Below are 17,237 nucleotides of genomic sequence, written 5' to 3'. Positions count from 1 at the left end.
ACGCGGGCGCCGTAAGCACCCGGCGCCGTCCCTTCCATTCGCCATGCCGCGAATCCGCCATGCCGCAATTCCCCCTGCCGTGACTTCGCCATGCCCGCAGAATCCCCAAGGAGGACCGCCATGACCACCGACGCCGTGATCGCCGGAGCCGGACCGAACGGGCTCATGCTCGCCTGCGAGCTGAGCCTGGCCGGAGTGCGGCCGATCGTGCTGGAACGCCTGCCCGGGCGTACGGAGGAGAACCGGGCCAACGGACTGGTCGGCCAGGTCGTACGCGCCCTCGACCGGCGCGGCCTGTACGAACGACTGAGCGGCAGCCCCGAGCCGCCCCGGCCGAGCCCTGCCTTCGTGTTCGGCGCGCTTCCTCTCGACCTGAGCAGGCTCGACGACAATCCGATGTACGGTCTGCCGGTGCCGCAGCGCCGCATCGAGCAGGTGCTGGAGGAGCGCGCGCTCGAACTCGGCGTGGAGATCCGCCGGGGACACGAGCTGACCGGGCTCTCCCAGGACGAGGACGGCGTCACCGCGGAGATCGCCGGGCCCGAGGGGCCCTATCGGCTGCGAACCCGCTACCTCGTCGGCGCGGACGGCGGGCACAGCGTCACCCGCAAGCTGTGCGGCATCGGCTTTCCGGGGGTGACCAGGGACGACTCGGTCTCCCGAGGCGCGCACGTCAGCATGCCCGCCGAGCTGATCGACCCGGTCACCGGCGTGCTGAACGTGCCCGGCTACGGGCCGATCCCCCCGTTCATGCACCACCGCACCGACCACGGTCTGTTCGTGTACGGGCCGTTCCCCACCGGGACGCTCGTCAACACCACCGAGTGGAACCAGGACGGCGACGACGAGCCGATGAGCCTCGACGAGCTGAGGGAGAGCGTGCGCCGCGTGCTCGGCGTCGACCTGCCGTTCGGCCCGCCCGCGGGCCCGGGCCCGCACCAGTTGCGCCGCCTGACCGGCGGCAACACCCGCCTGGCCGAGCGGTTCCGGGACGGCCGGGTGCTGCTGCTGGGCGACGCCGCGCACGTGCACAGCGCGATCGGCGGCCCCGGCCTCAACCTGGGCCTCCAGGACGCGGTCAACCTCGGCTGGAAGCTGGCCGCCGAGATCCACGGCTGGGCCCCGCCCGGCCTGCTCGACACGTACGAGACCGAGCGGCGGCCGGCCGCAGAGCGCGTCGTCATGCACACGCAGGCGCAGTCGGCGCTCATCGCCCCCGGGCCCGAGGTCACGGCGCTGCGCGTGCTGTTCACCGAGTTGCTGCGCGACGAGCGGACCACCCAGCACATCGCGGACCTGATGTCCGGCGCGGACATCAGGTATGACCTCGAAGGAACTCACCCCCTCACCGGTCGGCCGGCCCCCGACCTCGTCCTTGAGACGGAGACCGGCTCCGTGCGACTGGCCGAGCTGACCAGGGCCGCCCGGCCGCTGCTCCTCGACCTGACGCCGGACGGGGCGCTGGCCGGGGCCCTCGACGGCTGGGGCGACCGCGTGGACCTCGTCACCGCGAAGACGAGCCGGGACGGCCTCCCCACCGCGCTGCTGCTGCGTCCCGACTGCTACGTGGCCTGGGCGTCGGACTCCCTCAGCCCGGACGCGAAGCAGCGCGACACCCTCCGTACGGCGCTGACCTCCGCCTTCGGCCCGGCCCGCTGAGTCTTTCGACGCTCCGCGCCGGGCGGATCAGGCGAAGGCGGCCAGCATCGCCTCGGTCGTGTCGACCTGCGCGATCCGCGGCAGGATCACCCCGAGAGAGTTCTCGTGGGCCGAGGCGACCAGGTCGGTGACCGCGTCGGAGGCCACCGCGATCTCGTAGCCCCGCTCGCGGGCGCCGCGCGCGGTGGACTCCACGCCGATGCTGGTGGAGATCCCCGCCAGCACGATCCCCGTGATCTTCCGGCGGCGCAGTTGCAGGTCGAGTTCGGTGCCGTGGAAGGCGTCCCAGCCCCGCTTGGTGATCCGAATGTCCGTCGGCCCGTCCGGCACGCGCTCGTCGTACTCGGCGAAGTCCGGCGCGGGTGCGATCGCGGGCCCGGGCGCGTCCGTCCGGGCCCGCAGCACGTCGCCGCCGTCCGGGGAGAACGCCACCCGCACCCGCACGACCGGAAGGCCCCGCTCACGGGCGGCTCCCGCCAGCCTGGCGGCGTTGGCGACCACCTCGGCCGCCGGATGCGCGGTGGGCAAGGCGGTGATCCCCTTCTGCAGGTCGACCAGAACGACGGCCGTACGGTCGTCGAGCAGTGTCACGGGCATGTGAGCTCCTCAAGATATAGACAGCTGAACTGTACAGCCTTGCTGTATAGATTGCCAGCAAGGCTGTACATCTCGGTTACGCTGAGCCCATGAGGGACGCGTCCGAGGTCGCCGCCGAGCTGCGGCTCGTGGTCGGGCAACTGGTCAGGCGGGTGCGCGAGGACGACCCGATGCCTCCGGGGGTCGTCGCGGTGATCGGCCTGCTCGGCCGGCAGGGCCCGATGACCACCAGCGAACTGGCCGCCGCCCGGCGGGTGCGCCCGCAGTCGATGGCCCGCACCGTCGGACAGCTGATCGACCAGGGGCTCGCCGAACGCGGCACGCACCCCGTCGACGGCCGCAAGGCCCCCGTCTCGCTGACCGCCGCCGGGCTCGACGCCCTGGAACAAGTGCGCGCCCGCCGGGCCGACTGGCTCGCCGAGGCGATCGAGGACACGCTGTCCCCCGCCGAGCGGGAGACGCTGGCGGGCGCGGTGGATCTGGTTCGCCGCCTGGTCGACTGGGAGCCGTCCGGGCCGGGCCGCAGGACGTGAGCCGTCAGCCGGTGGCGCCGGACAGCTCCGGGTTCTGCTGGCGGATGGGCGTGAAGAACGCGGCGACCGAGATCAGCAGACAGGCCGCGCCGGCCAGCAGGCAGACCACGGCGACCCCGTGGCGCTGCGCGCCCCAGGTCAGCACGGCCGCCCCCGCCGGGCCCAGCGAGAAGTGGATCGTCCAGAAGGCCGAGGTGACTCTGCCCAGCAGGTGGTCGGGCGTGACCTGCTGGCGCAGCGACATCGAGCAGATCCCGGCCACACTGACGCAGGCGAGATAGGCGGCGGCGGTCGCCGCGGCCACCGGTACGCCGGTGGACACACCGAGCCCCATGATGGCGAGCCCGGCGACCGCGATCGCCCCGATCCAGGACGCGCCGAACCCCAGCCGGCGGCGTACGGGACCGACGAGGAGCGAGCCGGCGACGGTGCCCAGCGCGGCGACCGCGAGCACCACCCCCACGGCGCCGTCGGACTGGCCGAGGTCGTGCTTGAGGTGGTAGATCAGCACGTCGGTCAGCCCGAGGGTCAGGAAGATGAAGAACGACAGCAGGACGGTCAGGGCACGCAGCACCGGCTGCCGCCACAGGAAGCGCGCTCCGGCGAGCAGCTCGTGCCAGGGCCCCCGTGCTTCCTCCGCCGAGGGCGAGGGCGCCGGCTGCCGCCTGAGCCGGATCAGCAGGATGCCCAGCGCCGAGACCCCGAAGCTGGCCGCGTTGATCGCGATCGCGGCCGTGGGACCGAACCAGCCCGCCACCACCCCGGCCAGCAGCGGACCGCCGACCCCCGCCGCGGCGGCGGTGGCGCCCAGCCGCCCGTTGGCCTCGGTGATCCGGTCCGCGTCGACCAGGCCCCGCACCGCCGTCACGTACGCGACCTGGAAGACCATGCCGATCGCCTCGCTGACCGGCAGGACCACGTAGAGCAGCCAGACCTTCGGCCCGAAGGCCCAGGCGACCGGGACGATGCCGTACAGCACCATCCTCGCCACATCGCACCAGATCAGCAGCCGCCTGCGGTCGAGCCGGTCGACCAGGACCCCGGCGAAGACCCCCGCCCCCACCGACGCGGCGCTCGCCAGGCCGGTCAGCAGGCCCATCTGCGCGACCGACCCGGTCACGTGCAGCACGAGCAGGGGAACGGCGATGAGGGCGAACGAGTCCCCCGCGACCGACAGCGTCTGGGACGCCCAGAACACGGAGAAATCCCGGTTACGCCACAGCTGCGATCCTTCTGCCACCTCACCATGCTGCCGTACGTAGATCAGGTGCGGGGACGGCGGACGACGGGGACGGGCTGGCCCCGGCGGGCGGCCTCGGCCTTCAGGCGCTTCCTGAGCATCCTGCCCTGGCCCAGGAACGAGCGGTTCCGCTCGCGACGGCTCCCGGAGAGGCTCCAGTCGTTCAGGGCCCGTTCGACCCGTACAGCCAGCCGGTCGCCCTCCCCCGCCGCGGTCCCGACGAGCACCACGTTCTCCTGCCACTCCAACCCCGGGCCGTGCCGATGGAAGGTGAGGCACACCGGCCCGCCGACGGCCTCGACGCCCGCGGGCAGCAGCAGGTCGAAGCCCGCCTCGGTGCGTACGGCCGAGCGGGTGCGCACGGCCAGCGGCATGCCGTCGGCGTCGACCATGGTGACGACGGGCTCGCCCAGGCGGGCCGCGCGGCCGGCGAAGGGCCGCCAGTCCGCCGGCGCGACGGACCGGCTCGGCAGCCGGGGACCTTTCGGAGCGGGGTCGGAGACGGGCGCGGCCGCCTCACCCGGCCGGGTCCACACCTCCGGTGTTCCGGACAGGTCGCCCTCGGGCCACCAGACGATCCGCTCCGGGGTGACCTCCACATAGACGCGGGCGAAGTACCACCCCAGCCGCTTCGTCAGGAACCACGGCATCCCGGCGAACCCGGAGCCCGTCTTGGCCAGGGAGTCCCGGACGTACCTGTCGGTGTTGGCCTGCAGGTCCGCGTCGCGTACGGCGGCCCGGCCCTGCACGAGGACGACGGGCGGCCGGTCGAGGCCGCTGCCTTCGGCGGAGGAGTACAGCAGCGCGACGCGCGGGTCGCGGCGGGCCCGCTCCGCCTTGTCCGGGTAGGTGAGGCCGGTGCTCACGTCGAGTGTGCCGCCCGCGCCGACGTACGGCGTGACCGGCCAGGTGACGGGCCGCCCGTCGCGGGTGAGCGAGGCGTACTCGCAGACGACGGCGCGGCCGAACACCTCGGCCGCCTCGCGCGGCCAGGTGGTCAGGGTGGTCATCATGACTCCAGGGGTGCGGGCAGAGAGATGGAGGCGCCGTACAACCGGGCGAACCGCCGCTGGTAGGCGGGCCACCAGAACAGGCGGAACATCAGCCGGGCCACGACCGGGAGGTCCGCGAAGGCGGCCGTGAGCAGGGCGGAATCGGCACTGGAGGCGAGCCAGCCGAAGATGACGGGGATTCTGCGGCGGCCGAAGTCGGCCGTCGCCTGGCGCCTGTCCGCCTCGATGTCGTCGAGAGTGAGGTGCCGGAGCATCAGCGGCACGGCCGTGCGCTCTTCGTGGTCGAGGTGCTCGTTGAGCAGCTCGTGCAGCCGCCGCAGCGCGGGAGCGCGCTCCGGCAGGGGCACCGCGCGGTCGGCGGCGGCCGTCACGAGCGGGTCGAGCACGGCGTGCTCGGACTCCAGCTCGGCCAGCGCGTCCTCCGCCTCGGGGGCGTGGGCGACGAGCTTGGGCCACAGCGTGGTGTCCTCGTGCGTGTGGTGGGCGTGGAGCATCTCCAGCAGGAGCGCGAGCTGCTCCTCCAGGAGTTCCTCGTGCTCGCCGTCCCGGGGGCCGCGGCACGCCTCCGCGAGGCGGCCGAACTCCGCCCGGAAGCCGGCGTGCATCAGCAGGAAGCCGGCGAGGTGTTCTTGTGTGATCATCTGTTCCCTCTCTATGTGGGGAACAGCGTGCGTTTCCTGCCCTTATGAGCACTTGTCGAGGGCTTGTCGAGCCCTTGACAGCCAGTAGCCCGCGCCCGCCTCCTCCAGGACGCGCACCGCCTCCCGCAGATGGGCCCGCGCTCCCGCACGATCTCCCAGCGCCAGCAGCGCCTCGCCCAGGTGGCCGTCGTACGCCCCGTCGACGGTGGTGCAGGAGCCGTTCACGTGCAGCAGGCCGGCGAAGGGACGGAACGCGTCGTAGACCTCCCGCACGACGTCCAGCTCGCCGAGCCGGATCGCCGCGTGCAGCCGGCACATGGTGGCCGTCGCCCATTGGTAGTCGCGCGGCGGGAGAGGGGTCTCATGCAGCAGCCGCAGAGCACGCTCACGCTCGCCCAGGTCCGCCAGCGCGCAGGCCAGGACGTAGGCGAGCCCCGCCAGGCCCGTACGCCGGAACATCTCCTCGATCCATTCCACCTCCGCGCCGAGGCGGTCCTCCTGGATGAGCGTCTCGGCCCGTACGGCGAGCATGGCCACCTCGAAGTACGCGAGGTCGGAGAAGGACAACGTCGCCCTGACCGGCTCGAAGTGGCGGGTCGGGTCGGGCACGCCCTGGAACAGGTCGAGCCCCACGTGCGCGATCGCCGCCTGCAGCGCCAGCGTCGGGTTGTGCAGGTCGCGCAGCAGGGCGTCGGTCTCCGTCAGCAACTCGCGCGCCTCCGCCACCCGGCCGTACTCGACGAGATGGGCGACGAGGTGGAGCTGTGCGATCACTGCGAGCTGGGACGACAGCTCCGGCTCCGCCAGCAGGCGCCGCGAGGTCTCGGCCAGTTGGTCGATGAAGTCCTGCCCCTGCATGGCGAGCAGCCGCAGATGGAGCACGCGCCGCAGCAGCGCGGGGTCGCCCAGCCGCTCGGCCGCCGCCACGGCCTGCGACGAGACCCGGTCGATGTGGTCCTCGCCGCCGGTCTGGGCCAGCACGACGGCCCGTACGGCCTGCGCGGACGCCCAGGCGGGGGTGTCTCGCGGCAGCTCGCGCACGGCGCGGTCCATCGACTCCTGCAGGACCCGCACGTCCAGGTCATGCCGGAAGGGGATCCAGACGCCGTGCCCCATCGCGATGTCGGCGGCCCTGACGGCCTGCTCCAGGTCGTCTCCGGCGAGGGCCAGCGCCTGTTCGACCGCCTCGTAGCCCTCGTCGTACCGCCCGGCGGCGTAGCGGCTCTCGGCCAGGCCGACCGCGAGCTCGAACCGCTCGGCCGCCTCCGCCCCGGCGAGCTCGGCCGCCGCCAGCGCCTCCTGCCACGAGGTGGCCGCGTCGTCGAGGGCGTGCCTGCGCATGGCCGCACGCGCGGCACGGGCGGCGTAGTCCATCGCCATGCGCGCAGGCTCGGGGCCCAGCTCGGCCGCCGCCAGCCAGTGCCGCGCGATGGTCGCCGCCTGGTCGTCCCGGTCGCCGTACGCGCGGGTGAGCACGCCGGCCAGCCGCGCGTGCGCGCCCGCCCGCCACAGGCGGGAGCGGCGCGACAGCAACGCGTCGGTCACCAGGGCGTGCGCGAACGCGTATCCGCCCAGCCTCGTGCCCGACTCGCGGATCAGACCGGCCGCGAGCGCCGCGTCCAGCGACGGCACCAGGTCGCCCAGGTCGCGCCCGGCGACCTCGGCCATGACCCGCGCCTCGAACTCGTCGCCCGCGACCGCGGCCAGCTCCAGCAGGGCGGCCGCCTCCTCCCCCAGCCCGGCCACCCGGTGCAGCACGACGTCGAGCACGCCCTGCGGCAGTTCCTCGCCCGCCCGGGCCAGCTCTGCGAGGAAGAACGGGTTCCCCCCGGTGCGTCCGCGCAGTTCCCCGGCCTTGCGGCTGCCCGGGTCGCGGCCGGACAGCTCCCGCACGAGCGCGCGCACCTCCTCGGTCGCGAGCCCGTCGAGCCCCAGCCTGCGCGCGCCGAGCCGGGACAGCGCCGACAGGGTGGCGGTCAGCGCCGACGCCTCGTGCCGCCGGAAGCTGACCACGACAAGCAGGCCCGGCCGCGCGGTGGACGCGACGTGGACCAGCAGGCGCAACGTCGCGTCGTCGGCCGCGTGGACGTCCTCCAGGACGACGGCCACCGGGCCGAGATCGGCCAGGAACGTCCCGACCGCCTCGAAGAACCGCAGCCGCGCCCCCTGCGCGTCGTACGCCGGGATCGCCTCCACCCCGCCCGACAGGAACGTGCGGACCTCCTCGGGCAGGACGGCACCGGGTGCCGCGTCCACGAGATCGCGCAGCACCTGCTCCCACGGCCACAGAGCGGGCGCCGTCTCGTGGTCGGGGCTCGACCCCCACCCCACCGGGACGCCGGCCGTCGCGCGGAACCTCCTGAGCAGGCTCGTCTTGCCGACCCCCGGCTCGCCGTCCACGAGCACGACCTGCCGGGCCGTGGACGCCGCCTTCACCGCGCCGGCCAGGAACTCCAGCGCGCTCTCGCGTCCCACGAACGGCCCGTCATCCGCGCGTCGCCGGGGGTCGGATCGTCTGGGTTCGCGTCGTCCGGGGGCGGGCCGTCTCGGGTGCGGCGGGGCGGGCCTTGCCGCCACAGTCAGCGCGGCGTCCTGGCGCAGCACTGCGGTCTCCAGCTCGCGCAGCCGGGGCCCCGGATCGATGCCCAGCTCGCCCGCCAGCACCTCGCGCACCCTGCGCAGGCACTCCAGCGCCGCCGCCTGACGTCCCGACCGATAGTGGGCCAGCGCGAGCAGTTCCCAGGCCCGCTCCCGCAGCGGGTGGTCGTGCACGAACGGTTCGAGCCGCGCGACCACGTCCGTGTGGCGGCCCAGCTCCAGCAGTGCCTCCGCCAGCCCCTCGACCGCGTCGAGCCGGAGCTGCTCCAGCCGGGCGATCTCCGGCCGCGCCCACTCCTCGGACCGCACGTCGGCGTACGCGTCGCCCCGCCACAGGGCGAGCGCCTCGGTGAGCACGGCCGCCGCCTGCTCGTGCCGTCCCTCGCCCAGGTGTCCCGACCCCGTGGACACGAGGGCGTCGAAGTCCCGCGTGTCGAGGTCGATCCCGCCGGTCATCAGGCCGTACCCGTCCGCCGCGCTGACCAGGACCGTGGCCGGTGCCCCGGCCTTCCGGCCGGGCTCCAGGCGGCGGCGCAGGTTGGAGACATACACCTGAAGGCTGCCCTGGGCGCTCGCGGGCGGGCTGCCGCCCCAGAGCCGGTCGGCCAGCACGTCCGCCGGGAGCACCCGATCGGCGTTCATCACGAGGAGGGCCAGGAGCGCTCGCTGCTTGGGCGGCCCGGCCGGCACGGCCTGCCCCGCCACGACGAGTTCCATGGGACCGAGGACGTTCAGCCGCACGGGCCAATGGTAGGGAGACAGCTTGAACCGGTCCAGCCGTTGCATTCCCGACCCACCGGACGACAACGGCAGGGATACGATCACTCGGCAGCCCGGACGGTACACGAGCAGAGAAGAGGGCCGCATGGCGGACGAGGACACCACGATCCGGCTCATCCGGGTGGACGACGCCGAGGTGATCGCGGCCCACCGCGCCCGCGACAGGCGGGCGTACGCCGCGTGGGAACCGGCCCAGCCGGACGAGTTCTACACCGCGGCCGGCCAGCGCCGGCGCATCGAGACGCTGCTCGACGAGCACGACCGGGGCGAGCGCTGGCCTGCGGTCATCCTCGCGGGCGGCGAGGTCGTCGGTCAGGTGACCGTGAGCACCATCCTGCGCGGCCCCTTCCGCAAGGGCTTCCTGGGCTACTGGGTCGCCTCGGCCCGCAACGGCCGGGGGCACGCGACCCGGGCGGTGGGTCAGATACTCAGCGTGATGGCCGAGGAGCTCGGACTGCACCGCGCTGAGGCGCACACCCGGATGGAGAACCTGGCCTCGCAGCGGGTGCTGCGCGCCAACGGTTTCCGCCCCTGGGGGATCGCCCACTCCCACATCTTCCTCGACGGCGCATGGCATGACGAGGTGTTCTGGGAGCGAACGCTGGACGACACCACCTCGTCTTGACCATTTCCTGGGACACCAGTTGCACACCCCCGGCGCGTCGCGCGCCGTCGTATGACCACGACCCCGAAACTCACTCTCCGTAACCGACTCGCGGAGGAGGAGTTCGTGGTCTCAATCGACCGTCGGGGATTCGCCAAGCTGGCCGGGCTGGGCGCGGTGGGATCGGTCATGAGTCCGTCCCTGGGCACGGCCCCCGCCTCGGCGGCGCGCGCGCCGTACGCGGGAGAGCGCTGGCAGACCTGCCTTCGGGTGGCGCGCGACCACCTGCTCGTCGACACGGACGGCAACGACCTCAAGCACCGATACCTGCAGGTGCTCATCGACAAGGGTCTGCCCAGGACCCGTAGGCCCAAGAAGGTCCTGGTCGTGGGGGCCGGCATCTCCGGCCTGGTGGCCGCGACGCTGCTGAAGCGGGCCGGGCACCACGTCACCGTCATCGAGGCCAACGGCAACCGGATCGGAGGCCGGATCAAGACGTTCCGGGCTGGGTTCCAGGACCGGCGGCAGTACGCCGAGGCGGGGGCCATGCGCATCCCGGACTTCCACCCGCTGACGCTGGCGCTCATCGACAAGCTGGGGATCACGCGCCGGCCCTTCTACAACGTCGACGTGTCGCCCGGCGCCGTGCCCCGCGGTCCGGTGCCGCCGGTCGTCTACACCTCATACTCGGGACAGGTGTGGCGTTCCGGCCCGCCCAAGGGCGCCTTCACGGCGCCCCCGCGCATGAACCACACGTTCATCCACGTCAACGGCATCACCCAGCGGCGCGACGAGTACGCCAAGGATCCCCGGAAGATCAACGCGTCGTTCGGCCTCAGGGACGACCGGACCGCGGCCGAGATCCTCGACACCGCCCTGGACCCGGCGAGGGACTACTTCTCCGTACGCAGGGGCGACAAGCGGGTCGACAAGCCGCTGCCCGAGCAGATCGAGGGCTGGGCCCGGCTGCTGTACGACTTCGACGGCTACTCGATGTACGCCTACCTCAAGGAGCACGCGAAGCTCGGCGACGAGGCGATCGACGCCATCGGCACGCTGGAGAACCTCACCTCCCGGCTGCCGCTGTCGTTCATGCACACGTTCCTCACCCGCAGCCTCGTCAACCCGGCCGTGACCTACTGGGAGATGGCCGGCGGCAGCAGGGAACTGCCGTACGCGCTGGAGCCGGGTCTGCGCGACGAGATCCGCATGGACCGCAGGGCCGTACGGATCGAGACGTCCGGCCGGGGCGTGCGCATATCGACGGTCAGCGAGGCGGGCAGCACGGAGTCGGAGTTCACCCGGCAGACGCCGCGGGAGACGTTCGAGGGCGACGTGGCGATCATCACGGTCCCGTTCTCCGCGCTGCGCCACGTCGAGATCGCACCGGCCCTGTCCTACCGCAAACGCCGCTCGATCATGGAATTGCACTACGACTCCGCCACCAAGGTGCTGCTCGAGTTCCGCAAGCGCTGGTGGGAGTTCACCGAGGAGGACTGGAAGCGTGAACTCGGCGGCCGCTACCGTCCCGGGCCGGTGACGCACGTGACGGGCGGCGGGTCGGTCTGCGACAACGCCAACCGGTTCATCTACTTCCCCTCGCACCCGGTGCCGGGCAGCGACGGCGGCGTGGTGCTGGCCAGCTACTCGTGGGCCGACGACGCGACCCGCTGGGACTCGATGGACGACGAGGAACGGTACGGCTACGCGCTGCGCGGGCTCCAGGAGGTGCACGGAGACCGCATCACGGAGTTCTACACGGGCCGCGGCCAGACCCAGAGCTGGATGCGCAACCGCTACGCCTTCGGCGAGGCCGCGGTCTTCACACCCGGCCAGATGACCGAGATCCACCCCGCCATCGCCGTCCCCGAGGGCCCGCTGCACTTCGCCGGCGAGCACACCTCGCTCAAGCACTCATGGATCGAGGGCGCGCTGGAGTCGGCCGTACGCGTGGCTCTGGAGGTCAACGGCTGACCCGTACTCCCGCGGGGCCCTTGTGCCCGGGGCCCCGCGGGTTCACGCGGGCAGGCGACCTGGTGGTCACGGCTCGATCTCGGCTCTCATCGGCTGCCAGGGCGAGGCGTCGAACACCAGCATGATCGAGACGATCTTGCCGCCGTCCAGGCGGAAGTGCTCGGCGGTGCGCTGCGTGCCGGCCGGCGTCGCGGTGTGCACGTCGTACACGAGCGTCGCCTCGGCCTCACCGTACAGCTCGCTGATGAGGTCCACCCCGGTCACGATCGACACGAATCCGGGCAACGTCGCCAGATGCCCGGCCCGGTCGTCGGAGCTGAAGAACGGGCTCTGGAACCGGAAGGGCTCCCCCAGATGCGCCGCGGCGGCGGTCGCGTCCCCGCGGAAGCGGGCCTCGTGATAACCGCGTACGGCGCGGCGCGTCTGTTCCTGAGTGGCCACGTTCACGGCTGGGATCCGATCTGACGAAGGTGGGCGGCGAGGCGCTGCTGGTTGGCGGCCAGGCGCAGGCACAGGTCGCGCAGGACGACCAGTTCTTCGGGCGCGAACCCCTGGAACAGCGCCTTCATGGCGAGCCTCGACGGCTTGCGGAAGTCCTCGATCCACGCCCGACCGGCCGGGGTGATCTCGGCGAGGACCGAGCGCCGGTCATTCGGGTCGGGGACCCGACGGACCAGCCCGTCGCGTTCGAGGGTGTCCACCAGGCCGGTGACGTTGCGGGAGCTGACCCCGGCGGCCCGGGCGAGCTCGCCGATGCTGATCCCCTGCCCGCTCCCGGCGAGCCGGATCAGCAGGTCGAGAGCGCCCGCGCTGACGCCTCTGCCCTCGGAGCCGTGGCTGCGCAGGCGCTCGACGGCGTGACAGGCGGTGCGGACGGCCGCGCTCGCCTCGAACGCGCACAGATCGCCGTCTTCACCGTCTTCGCCGTCTTCACCGGCGAACCATGCCATCGCCGCCCTGGCTCGGGGGTCGTAAAGGAAGCCGTCAGGATCATGCTCATAGGTATCTACGTCCTTCATAGTAAGAACGTAGATTAGTACGTACTTCCAGATTTTGCGATCTTTTGCTGGAAGAAGCCGGCAGCCCCACTCTCAGCAGGGCGGGGCTTCGTCGCAGACGTCCACCTCCACACAGGCCGCCTCGGCGCCGCCGGTGGCCACCTGCTGGAGCAGGCTGTAGAGGGTCTCCCGCTGGTCGTGGTCGAGCGCGCCGAGCACCTCGTCCTCGACCGCCGCCAGCGCGAACTCGGCCTTGGCGAGCCGCTTCGCGCCCGCTTCGGTGAGCTCGACGACGTGCCTGCGGCGATCCTCCGGCGACCGCCGCCGCTCGATCAGCTTCTCGGCTTCCAGGTCGTTGAGCAGCCCGACGACATTCGTCCCGTCCATCTCCAGCGTGCTCGCGAGCGCCTGCTGGGTGCTGCCGCCGCGGTCCCGCAGCACCGTGAGGGCGACGAGGTGGCGGGGACGCAGGCCGAGCGGCGCGAGCACCGACTCGGAACGAAGACGCAGCCGGCGCGCGAGGTGTTCGAGCAGCGCGCCACACCGGTGCACCGGCTGGTTGACGACGGGCAGGGACGTCATGGTCCAACTCTAACCGACTTGACCTGCGACAGGCGTAGGACTAATCATTTGTGCAGCATCAATCATCTGTGGAGGGTTAAGAGATGCCTCACCTGCTGCACATCGACGCGAGCATCCAGGGCGAGCGTTCCGTCAGCCGCAAGCTCACCGCACGGGCCGTCGCCGCCTGGCGCGCCGCGCATCCCGGGGGCACCGTCGCCTATCGCGACCTGGGCAGCGCCCCGCTCCCGCATCTCGACCAGGAGAACGGCCTGGCCCGGATGGTCCCGCGGGAGCAGCACACCCCGGCCCAGGCGGCCTCGTGGGCGTTGACGGAACAGCTGGTCGGCGAGGTGAGGGAGGCCGACACGATCGTCCTCGGGCTCCCGCTCTACAACTACGGGGCGCCCAGCGCCGTCAAGTCCTGGGTCGACCACATCATCGCCCCCGGGCTGTCGTACGACCCCGCGACGGGCGAGGGCCTGCTGGGCGGGCGTGACTTCCTGGTCCTCGCGAGTCGCGGCGGCGGTTACGGGACGGGGACGCCCCGCGAGGGATGGGACCACGCGGAGCCGTGGCTTCCCCATGGCCTGTCCATGACGGGCCTGCAGCCGCGCTTCATCACGGCAGAGCTCACCCTCGCCTATGTCACACCGTCGATGACCGAGCTGATTCCGCTGGCCGACAAGAGCCTCGCCGCGGCGGAGCAGGCGATCGACGGTCTCTGGACTGCCACCGCCGCGGCGTAAGGACCGCCCGGCGGAAGCAGGCATCCGGCCGGCGAAAGGCACCTTCCCGGGCGCGGGAAGGTGCCTTCGCGGCCGTGGGGACCCTCGCCCGGTGGCCGCGTTCAGCCGCCGATGCCGGAGTTCTCCGCCGCGGTGACGATCGTGGTCGCGTCCTCCGGGAGGAGATATCCGGCGTTCACCGACGCCTGCGCGGCCACCCGCACCTTGCTCACGTAGTCGCCGTGCGTCGGGTAGAGCCGGCTGAGCGCCGGCTCGGCCGTACGCGGCAGGGACGGGTCGGACGGGTCGCCCGCGTTGTGCCGGTCCCACGGGTCGGCGTCACCGTTCCACGGGTCGCGGGCCCCGTACAGGCCGCAGAAGATGCCGCTGCCGCTGGTGTCCCGCTCCCCGGTGAGCGTGCGGGTCGGCACCGCCACGTCGGGGAGCCGGATGCCGCCCACGGCCAGGCCCGTGCCCGGGTCGCGCAGCTCGGGGTGAAGCGCCGCCCCGCTCGGCGGCCGGGGCCCACCCCTCGCCCAGGCGGCCAGATGACGCAGCGCGGCGTTCATGGAGTAGTGGCCGGGCCCGTCGTTGAACGGCGCCGACCCGGCCGCGCAGTCCGCCTGCGGCGCGGCGGAGCCCGCCGACTTCTGCACCGTCGGGTCACCGAGGTCGTACGCCCACTGGTCGCCGTGCGCCGTACCGGCCAGTTCCCAGTGCACCACCCGGTCGGTGTCCGGCTGCCGGGCCACGAACGCCGTCGGGACGTCGGTCTCGGTGAGCACGACGAACGTCGGCACCGGCAGATCCGTACGAATCCTGCTCGGGTTCGGCATCGTCAACACGTCGAGCAGGTTGCCGCTGATCGGTGAGCCGACAGCACCGTTGCTGTGGATCATGAAGCCGTCGTACACCTTCGACACAGGCTGGACGGCGTTGACGTACGTCGTCATGAAGCCGGCCGACTGCGACTCGCCGTCGGCGAGCAGCGTCGTGACATGCAGGCCGCCGAGCGGGTCCGGCCCGTTCGGGGTGCGCAGCGCCTGCCCTGCCTGGGAGAAGATGTCGTACGCGTAGGCGTCGCCGGGGTGGACGAGGCTGCCGTACCGCGCCGGGTCCCAGCCCTTGAGCCCGCGGATCTCGCCGAGGCCGCCGTTGACGCCGACCTCCTGCGCCGAGACGCCGACCCACGCGTAGCCCTTGCGCAGCAGTTCGTCGCGTTCGAACCAGTAGTCCGGGGACAGATCGATCTGGCCGCTGACGTTGAGCCACTCGACCACGACCGTGCCGTTGAACCTCGCCGGGTCGGCAGGCCGGCGGACCAGGAGCCGGGTCTTGTATGCGGCGCGGCCGGACGCCCGGACGTTCCACCGGCCGTCCGAGGTCCAGATGCCGGACTTGGCGTAGGAGGTGGCGGTGCCCTCGATGAAGTACTCGCTCTCCGTGAAGCCGAACGAGCCGAGGTTCTCCGCCGCGGCGAGGAACGGGAAGCCGTGGTCGCCGGGGGCCGGGACACTGATGGCAGGGCTCGCTGCCGCGGCCTGGGCGGCCGGCGGGGCGCCGAGGAGGGCGGCGGCGAGCGCCGCCCCCAGCGCCGCGGCGGTGATCCGCCGCCAGGGGGACCGGACGGGTACGCGCACGGGTTACCTCCGTGAGACGAATGTCGGGGAGGCACAGTGTCGCCCGCTCTGCCCGGCCGGGTAATCGGCGGAATCACCTGCCTTGGTACTGGCCCTGAGGCGCGCCGGCCTGCGCCTGCCGGCGGCGGAACTCGTCGAACGGCGTGCGGTCGAAGACGAACCGGTTGTAGACGATCTTGCCGTCGCGGACCGTGACGCACTCGGCCGCGGGCGCGCTCTTCGCCGGGATCGTCTCCGCGTCGTACATCATCAGGGCCCTGTCGTCGTCCCCGAACGCCGCGATCATCTCCGCCCTGACGAGGAACCGTTCGGCGAAGGGCGCCAGGAAGTTCCGGTACGCCTGGATCCCGGCGAGCCGTCCCGCCGGGGCGTCGAGCACGACGTCGTCGGCGATGTAGCCGGTCGCGAGGTCGAGGTCCCCGCCGGTCCACGCGCGGTGGTAGGCGAGGGCGATCCCGCCTTCTGGGTTCGCTGACCGACGCGGAAGACGTGCTGCAGGAGACGTTGCTGGCGGCCTGGCGTGGCCTGGACGGCTTCGAGGGCCGCGCGTCGTCGCGGACGTGGCTCTACCGCATCGCCACCAACCGGTGCCTCAACGCCCTGCGCGATCGTGGCAGGCGAATGCCGCCCGCGCCCAGCCCGCCGTTCCAGCCGCCGGAGCCGAGCCGCCACGGCGACGTACGGTGGCTGCAAGATGCGTGGCTGTCCATGCCGCCCGCGCCGCACGAATACCACGGTGTGGTGGCGATCGCCTCGTTCCTGCGGGCGAGCGCCGAGTGGCGGGCCGGCCGGCGCCTGGAGCTGGGTCCCACCCGCGCCAACGGGCAACCGGCGTTCACCTGCTCGCTCGACGGCGAACCCACCGGGGTCATCGTGCTCACGCTGAGCGGCGACCGGGTTCGCGGCATCACCCGGTTCCTCGACGGCCGGCTACAGGAACATTTCGAGGCGGGACGAACTCCCTGTCGGGTCGATTGAGAACTATCGTGACCAGCATGGAAAATCCCCCCCAGCGTCGGGACTCCCCGACGTCTCACCTGCGTGCCTCGGACAGCAACAGGGACCAGGTCGCCGCCCTGCTCGGGGAAGCCCTGAGCACGGGTCAGCTGAGCCACGAGGAGTACTCCGAACGCCTGGACAGCCTCTACCAGGCCAAGACCGTCGGGGAGCTCGAGGTCCTCACCCACGACCTCCAGGTCGAGCGGCACCGTCCGGCCGCGAGTTCGGTGTCCTACACGCCGGGCGCGAGCCCGGTCTCGTACGCGTCGAGCGCGAGCGCCGAGCCCGACAACATCATCGCCATCTTCGGCGGCAGCGACCGTAAGGGCCGCTGGCGGGTACGACGGCAGACCAAGGCGCTGGCCGTCTTCGGCGGCGTACGGTTCGACCTGACCGAGGCCGAGTTCGAGGCGAAAGAGGTCGAGATCACGGTCAATGCGATCTTCGGCGGGGCCGAGATCATCGTGCCGGAGGGGGTCGAGGTGCGTTGCCAGGGCGTCGGCGTCTTCGGCGGCTTCGACGTGCACAACAGCCCGGACGTCGACCCGTCGGCGCCCGTGGTCGTGGTCAAGGGCCTCGCGCTGTTCGGTGGAGTGAGCGGCAGGATCCGGCGTCGCCACGACCGCTGAGCCCCGCTGAGTCCTGGGGTACGCCGCGCGAGGAGCTCCGAAA

17 protein-coding genes are annotated in these 17,237 nt (G+C 72.3%); 7 read left to right on the top strand and 10 right to left on the bottom strand.

Features of this window, described 5'->3' with window-relative positions:
- The first annotated feature begins 120 nt into the window (after nt 1-120).
- Entirely contained in the window at nt 121-1,659 is a 1,539-nt protein-coding gene (locus tag IL992_RS34975; RefSeq protein ID WP_193207590.1) for an FAD-dependent monooxygenase, read from the top strand.
- A 27-nt stretch (nt 1,660-1,686) separates the two neighbouring features.
- On the opposite strand, the gene IL992_RS34970 is transcribed toward IL992_RS34975, so the two are convergent.
- Nucleotides 1,687-2,256 carry an isochorismatase family protein gene (locus tag IL992_RS34970; RefSeq protein WP_193207589.1) on the bottom strand — a complete coding sequence of 190 codons (570 nt, stop codon included), beginning with the start codon at nt 2,254-2,256 and terminating at the stop codon, nt 1,687-1,689.
- An 89-nt stretch (nt 2,257-2,345) separates the two neighbouring features.
- Between IL992_RS34970 and IL992_RS34965 the strand changes: the two genes are divergently transcribed.
- Nucleotides 2,346-2,789: a MarR family winged helix-turn-helix transcriptional regulator gene (locus tag IL992_RS34965; protein ID WP_193207588.1), complete on the top strand. Its 444-nt coding sequence runs from the start codon at nt 2,346-2,348 to the stop codon at nt 2,787-2,789.
- A 4-nt stretch (nt 2,790-2,793) separates the two neighbouring features.
- Here the strand turns inward: IL992_RS34965 and IL992_RS34960 are convergent, their stop codons facing one another.
- The 4 genes from IL992_RS34960 to IL992_RS34945 are packed head-to-tail and all read right to left on the bottom strand — an operon-like array spanning nt 2,794 to nt 9,022.
- Nucleotides 2,794-4,029, bottom strand: coding sequence for an MFS transporter (locus IL992_RS34960; RefSeq protein WP_319019022.1), 1,236 nt, complete (start codon nt 4,027-4,029; stop codon nt 2,794-2,796).
- A 23-nt stretch (nt 4,030-4,052) separates the two neighbouring features.
- Complete coding sequence (locus IL992_RS34955) at nt 4,053-5,039, bottom strand: pyridoxamine 5'-phosphate oxidase family protein (RefSeq protein ID WP_226874296.1); 987 nt, start codon at nt 5,037-5,039, stop codon at nt 4,053-4,055.
- Nucleotides 5,039-5,683 (bottom strand): hemerythrin domain-containing protein, encoded by a 645-nt coding sequence (locus IL992_RS34950; protein WP_193207586.1) that lies wholly within the window; start codon nt 5,681-5,683, stop codon nt 5,039-5,041. Before IL992_RS34950 ends, IL992_RS34955 begins: the two co-directional genes overlap by 1 nt.
- 42 nt (nt 5,684-5,725) lie before the next feature.
- Entirely contained in the window at nt 5,726-9,022 is a 3,297-nt protein-coding gene (locus IL992_RS34945) for a BTAD domain-containing putative transcriptional regulator (protein ID WP_193207585.1), read from the bottom strand.
- Between the two features lie 124 nt (nt 9,023-9,146).
- On the opposite strand from IL992_RS34945, the gene IL992_RS34940 reads away from it, so the two are divergent.
- Together IL992_RS34940 and IL992_RS34935 are read left to right on the top strand one after the other, a co-directional pair.
- Complete coding sequence (locus IL992_RS34940) at nt 9,147-9,686, top strand: GNAT family N-acetyltransferase (protein ID WP_193207584.1); 540 nt, start codon at nt 9,147-9,149, stop codon at nt 9,684-9,686.
- A gap of 105 nt (nt 9,687-9,791) precedes the next feature.
- A complete protein-coding gene (locus IL992_RS34935; protein ID WP_319019021.1) occupies nt 9,792-11,639 on the top strand; it encodes an FAD-dependent oxidoreductase in 1,848 nt (615 codons plus the stop codon).
- A gap of 66 nt (nt 11,640-11,705) precedes the next feature.
- On the opposite strand, the gene IL992_RS34930 is transcribed toward IL992_RS34935, so the two are convergent.
- The 3 genes from IL992_RS34930 to IL992_RS34920 form a co-directional block, all read right to left on the bottom strand.
- Complete coding sequence (locus IL992_RS34930; protein WP_226874295.1) at nt 11,706-12,086, bottom strand: hypothetical protein; 381 nt, start codon at nt 12,084-12,086, stop codon at nt 11,706-11,708.
- Entirely contained in the window at nt 12,083-12,658 is a 576-nt protein-coding gene (locus tag IL992_RS34925) for a MarR family winged helix-turn-helix transcriptional regulator (RefSeq protein WP_193207583.1), read from the bottom strand. Before IL992_RS34925 ends, IL992_RS34930 begins: the two co-directional genes overlap by 4 nt.
- Nucleotides 12,659-12,730: 72 nt before the next feature.
- On the bottom strand, nt 12,731-13,219 hold the full coding sequence (locus tag IL992_RS34920; protein WP_193207582.1) for a MarR family winged helix-turn-helix transcriptional regulator: 489 nt from the start codon (nt 13,217-13,219) through the stop codon (nt 12,731-12,733).
- An 83-nt stretch (nt 13,220-13,302) separates the two neighbouring features.
- Between IL992_RS34920 and IL992_RS34915 the strand changes: the two genes are divergently transcribed.
- Nucleotides 13,303-13,947, top strand: a complete 645-nt coding sequence (locus IL992_RS34915) for an FMN-dependent NADH-azoreductase (RefSeq protein WP_193207581.1) — start codon at nt 13,303-13,305, stop codon at nt 13,945-13,947.
- Nucleotides 13,948-14,048: 101 nt separating this feature from the next.
- Here IL992_RS34915 and IL992_RS34910 read toward each other — a convergent pair whose 3' ends face one another.
- Complete coding sequence (locus IL992_RS34910) at nt 14,049-15,566, bottom strand: alpha/beta hydrolase domain-containing protein (protein WP_319019020.1); 1,518 nt, start codon at nt 15,564-15,566, stop codon at nt 14,049-14,051.
- A gap of 73 nt (nt 15,567-15,639) precedes the next feature.
- Nucleotides 15,640-16,020 carry a nuclear transport factor 2 family protein gene (locus tag IL992_RS34905; RefSeq protein ID WP_193207650.1) on the bottom strand — a complete coding sequence of 127 codons (381 nt, stop codon included), beginning with the start codon at nt 16,018-16,020 and terminating at the stop codon, nt 15,640-15,642.
- 35 nt (nt 16,021-16,055) lie between these two features.
- Between IL992_RS34905 and IL992_RS48650 the strand changes: the two genes are divergently transcribed.
- Complete coding sequence (locus tag IL992_RS48650) at nt 16,056-16,544, top strand: sigma factor (protein WP_404804810.1); 489 nt, start codon at nt 16,056-16,058, stop codon at nt 16,542-16,544.
- Nucleotides 16,545-16,561: 17 nt separating this feature from the next.
- The gene (locus tag IL992_RS34895; protein ID WP_193207580.1) at nt 16,562-17,194 is read left to right on the top strand and encodes a DUF1707 SHOCT-like domain-containing protein; all 633 of its coding nucleotides are present in this window, start codon (nt 16,562-16,564) and stop codon (nt 17,192-17,194) included.
- The last annotated feature ends 43 nt before the right edge of the window (nt 17,195-17,237 follow it).

Source organism: Microbispora sitophila, from assembly GCF_014892245.1.
Taxonomy (GTDB): domain Bacteria; phylum Actinomycetota; class Actinomycetes; order Streptosporangiales; family Streptosporangiaceae; genus Microbispora; species Microbispora siamensis.
Note: the sequence above shows the minus strand (reverse complement) of the source record. Positions and strands in the feature narration are given on the sequence as shown.

Coding starts and splice junctions, on each gene's coding strand:
- IL992_RS34975 (WP_193207590.1), top strand. CDS start 121: ATGACCACCGACGCCGTGATCGCCGGAGCCGGACCGAACGGGCTCATG.
- IL992_RS34970 (WP_193207589.1), bottom strand. CDS start 2,256: ATGCCCGTGACACTGCTCGACGACCGTACGGCCGTCGTTCTGGTCGAC.
- IL992_RS34965 (WP_193207588.1), top strand. CDS start 2,346: ATGAGGGACGCGTCCGAGGTCGCCGCCGAGCTGCGGCTCGTGGTCGGG.
- IL992_RS34955 (WP_226874296.1), bottom strand. CDS start 5,039: ATGACCACCCTGACCACCTGGCCGCGCGAGGCGGCCGAGGTGTTCGGC.
- IL992_RS34950 (WP_193207586.1), bottom strand. CDS start 5,683: ATGATCACACAAGAACACCTCGCCGGCTTCCTGCTGATGCACGCCGGC.
- IL992_RS34940 (WP_193207584.1), top strand. CDS start 9,147: ATGGCGGACGAGGACACCACGATCCGGCTCATCCGGGTGGACGACGCC.
- IL992_RS34925 (WP_193207583.1), bottom strand. CDS start 12,658: ATGAAGGACGTAGATACCTATGAGCATGATCCTGACGGCTTCCTTTAC.
- IL992_RS34920 (WP_193207582.1), bottom strand. CDS start 13,219: ATGACGTCCCTGCCCGTCGTCAACCAGCCGGTGCACCGGTGTGGCGCG.
- IL992_RS34915 (WP_193207581.1), top strand. CDS start 13,303: ATGCCTCACCTGCTGCACATCGACGCGAGCATCCAGGGCGAGCGTTCC.
- IL992_RS34895 (WP_193207580.1), top strand. CDS start 16,562: ATGGAAAATCCCCCCCAGCGTCGGGACTCCCCGACGTCTCACCTGCGT.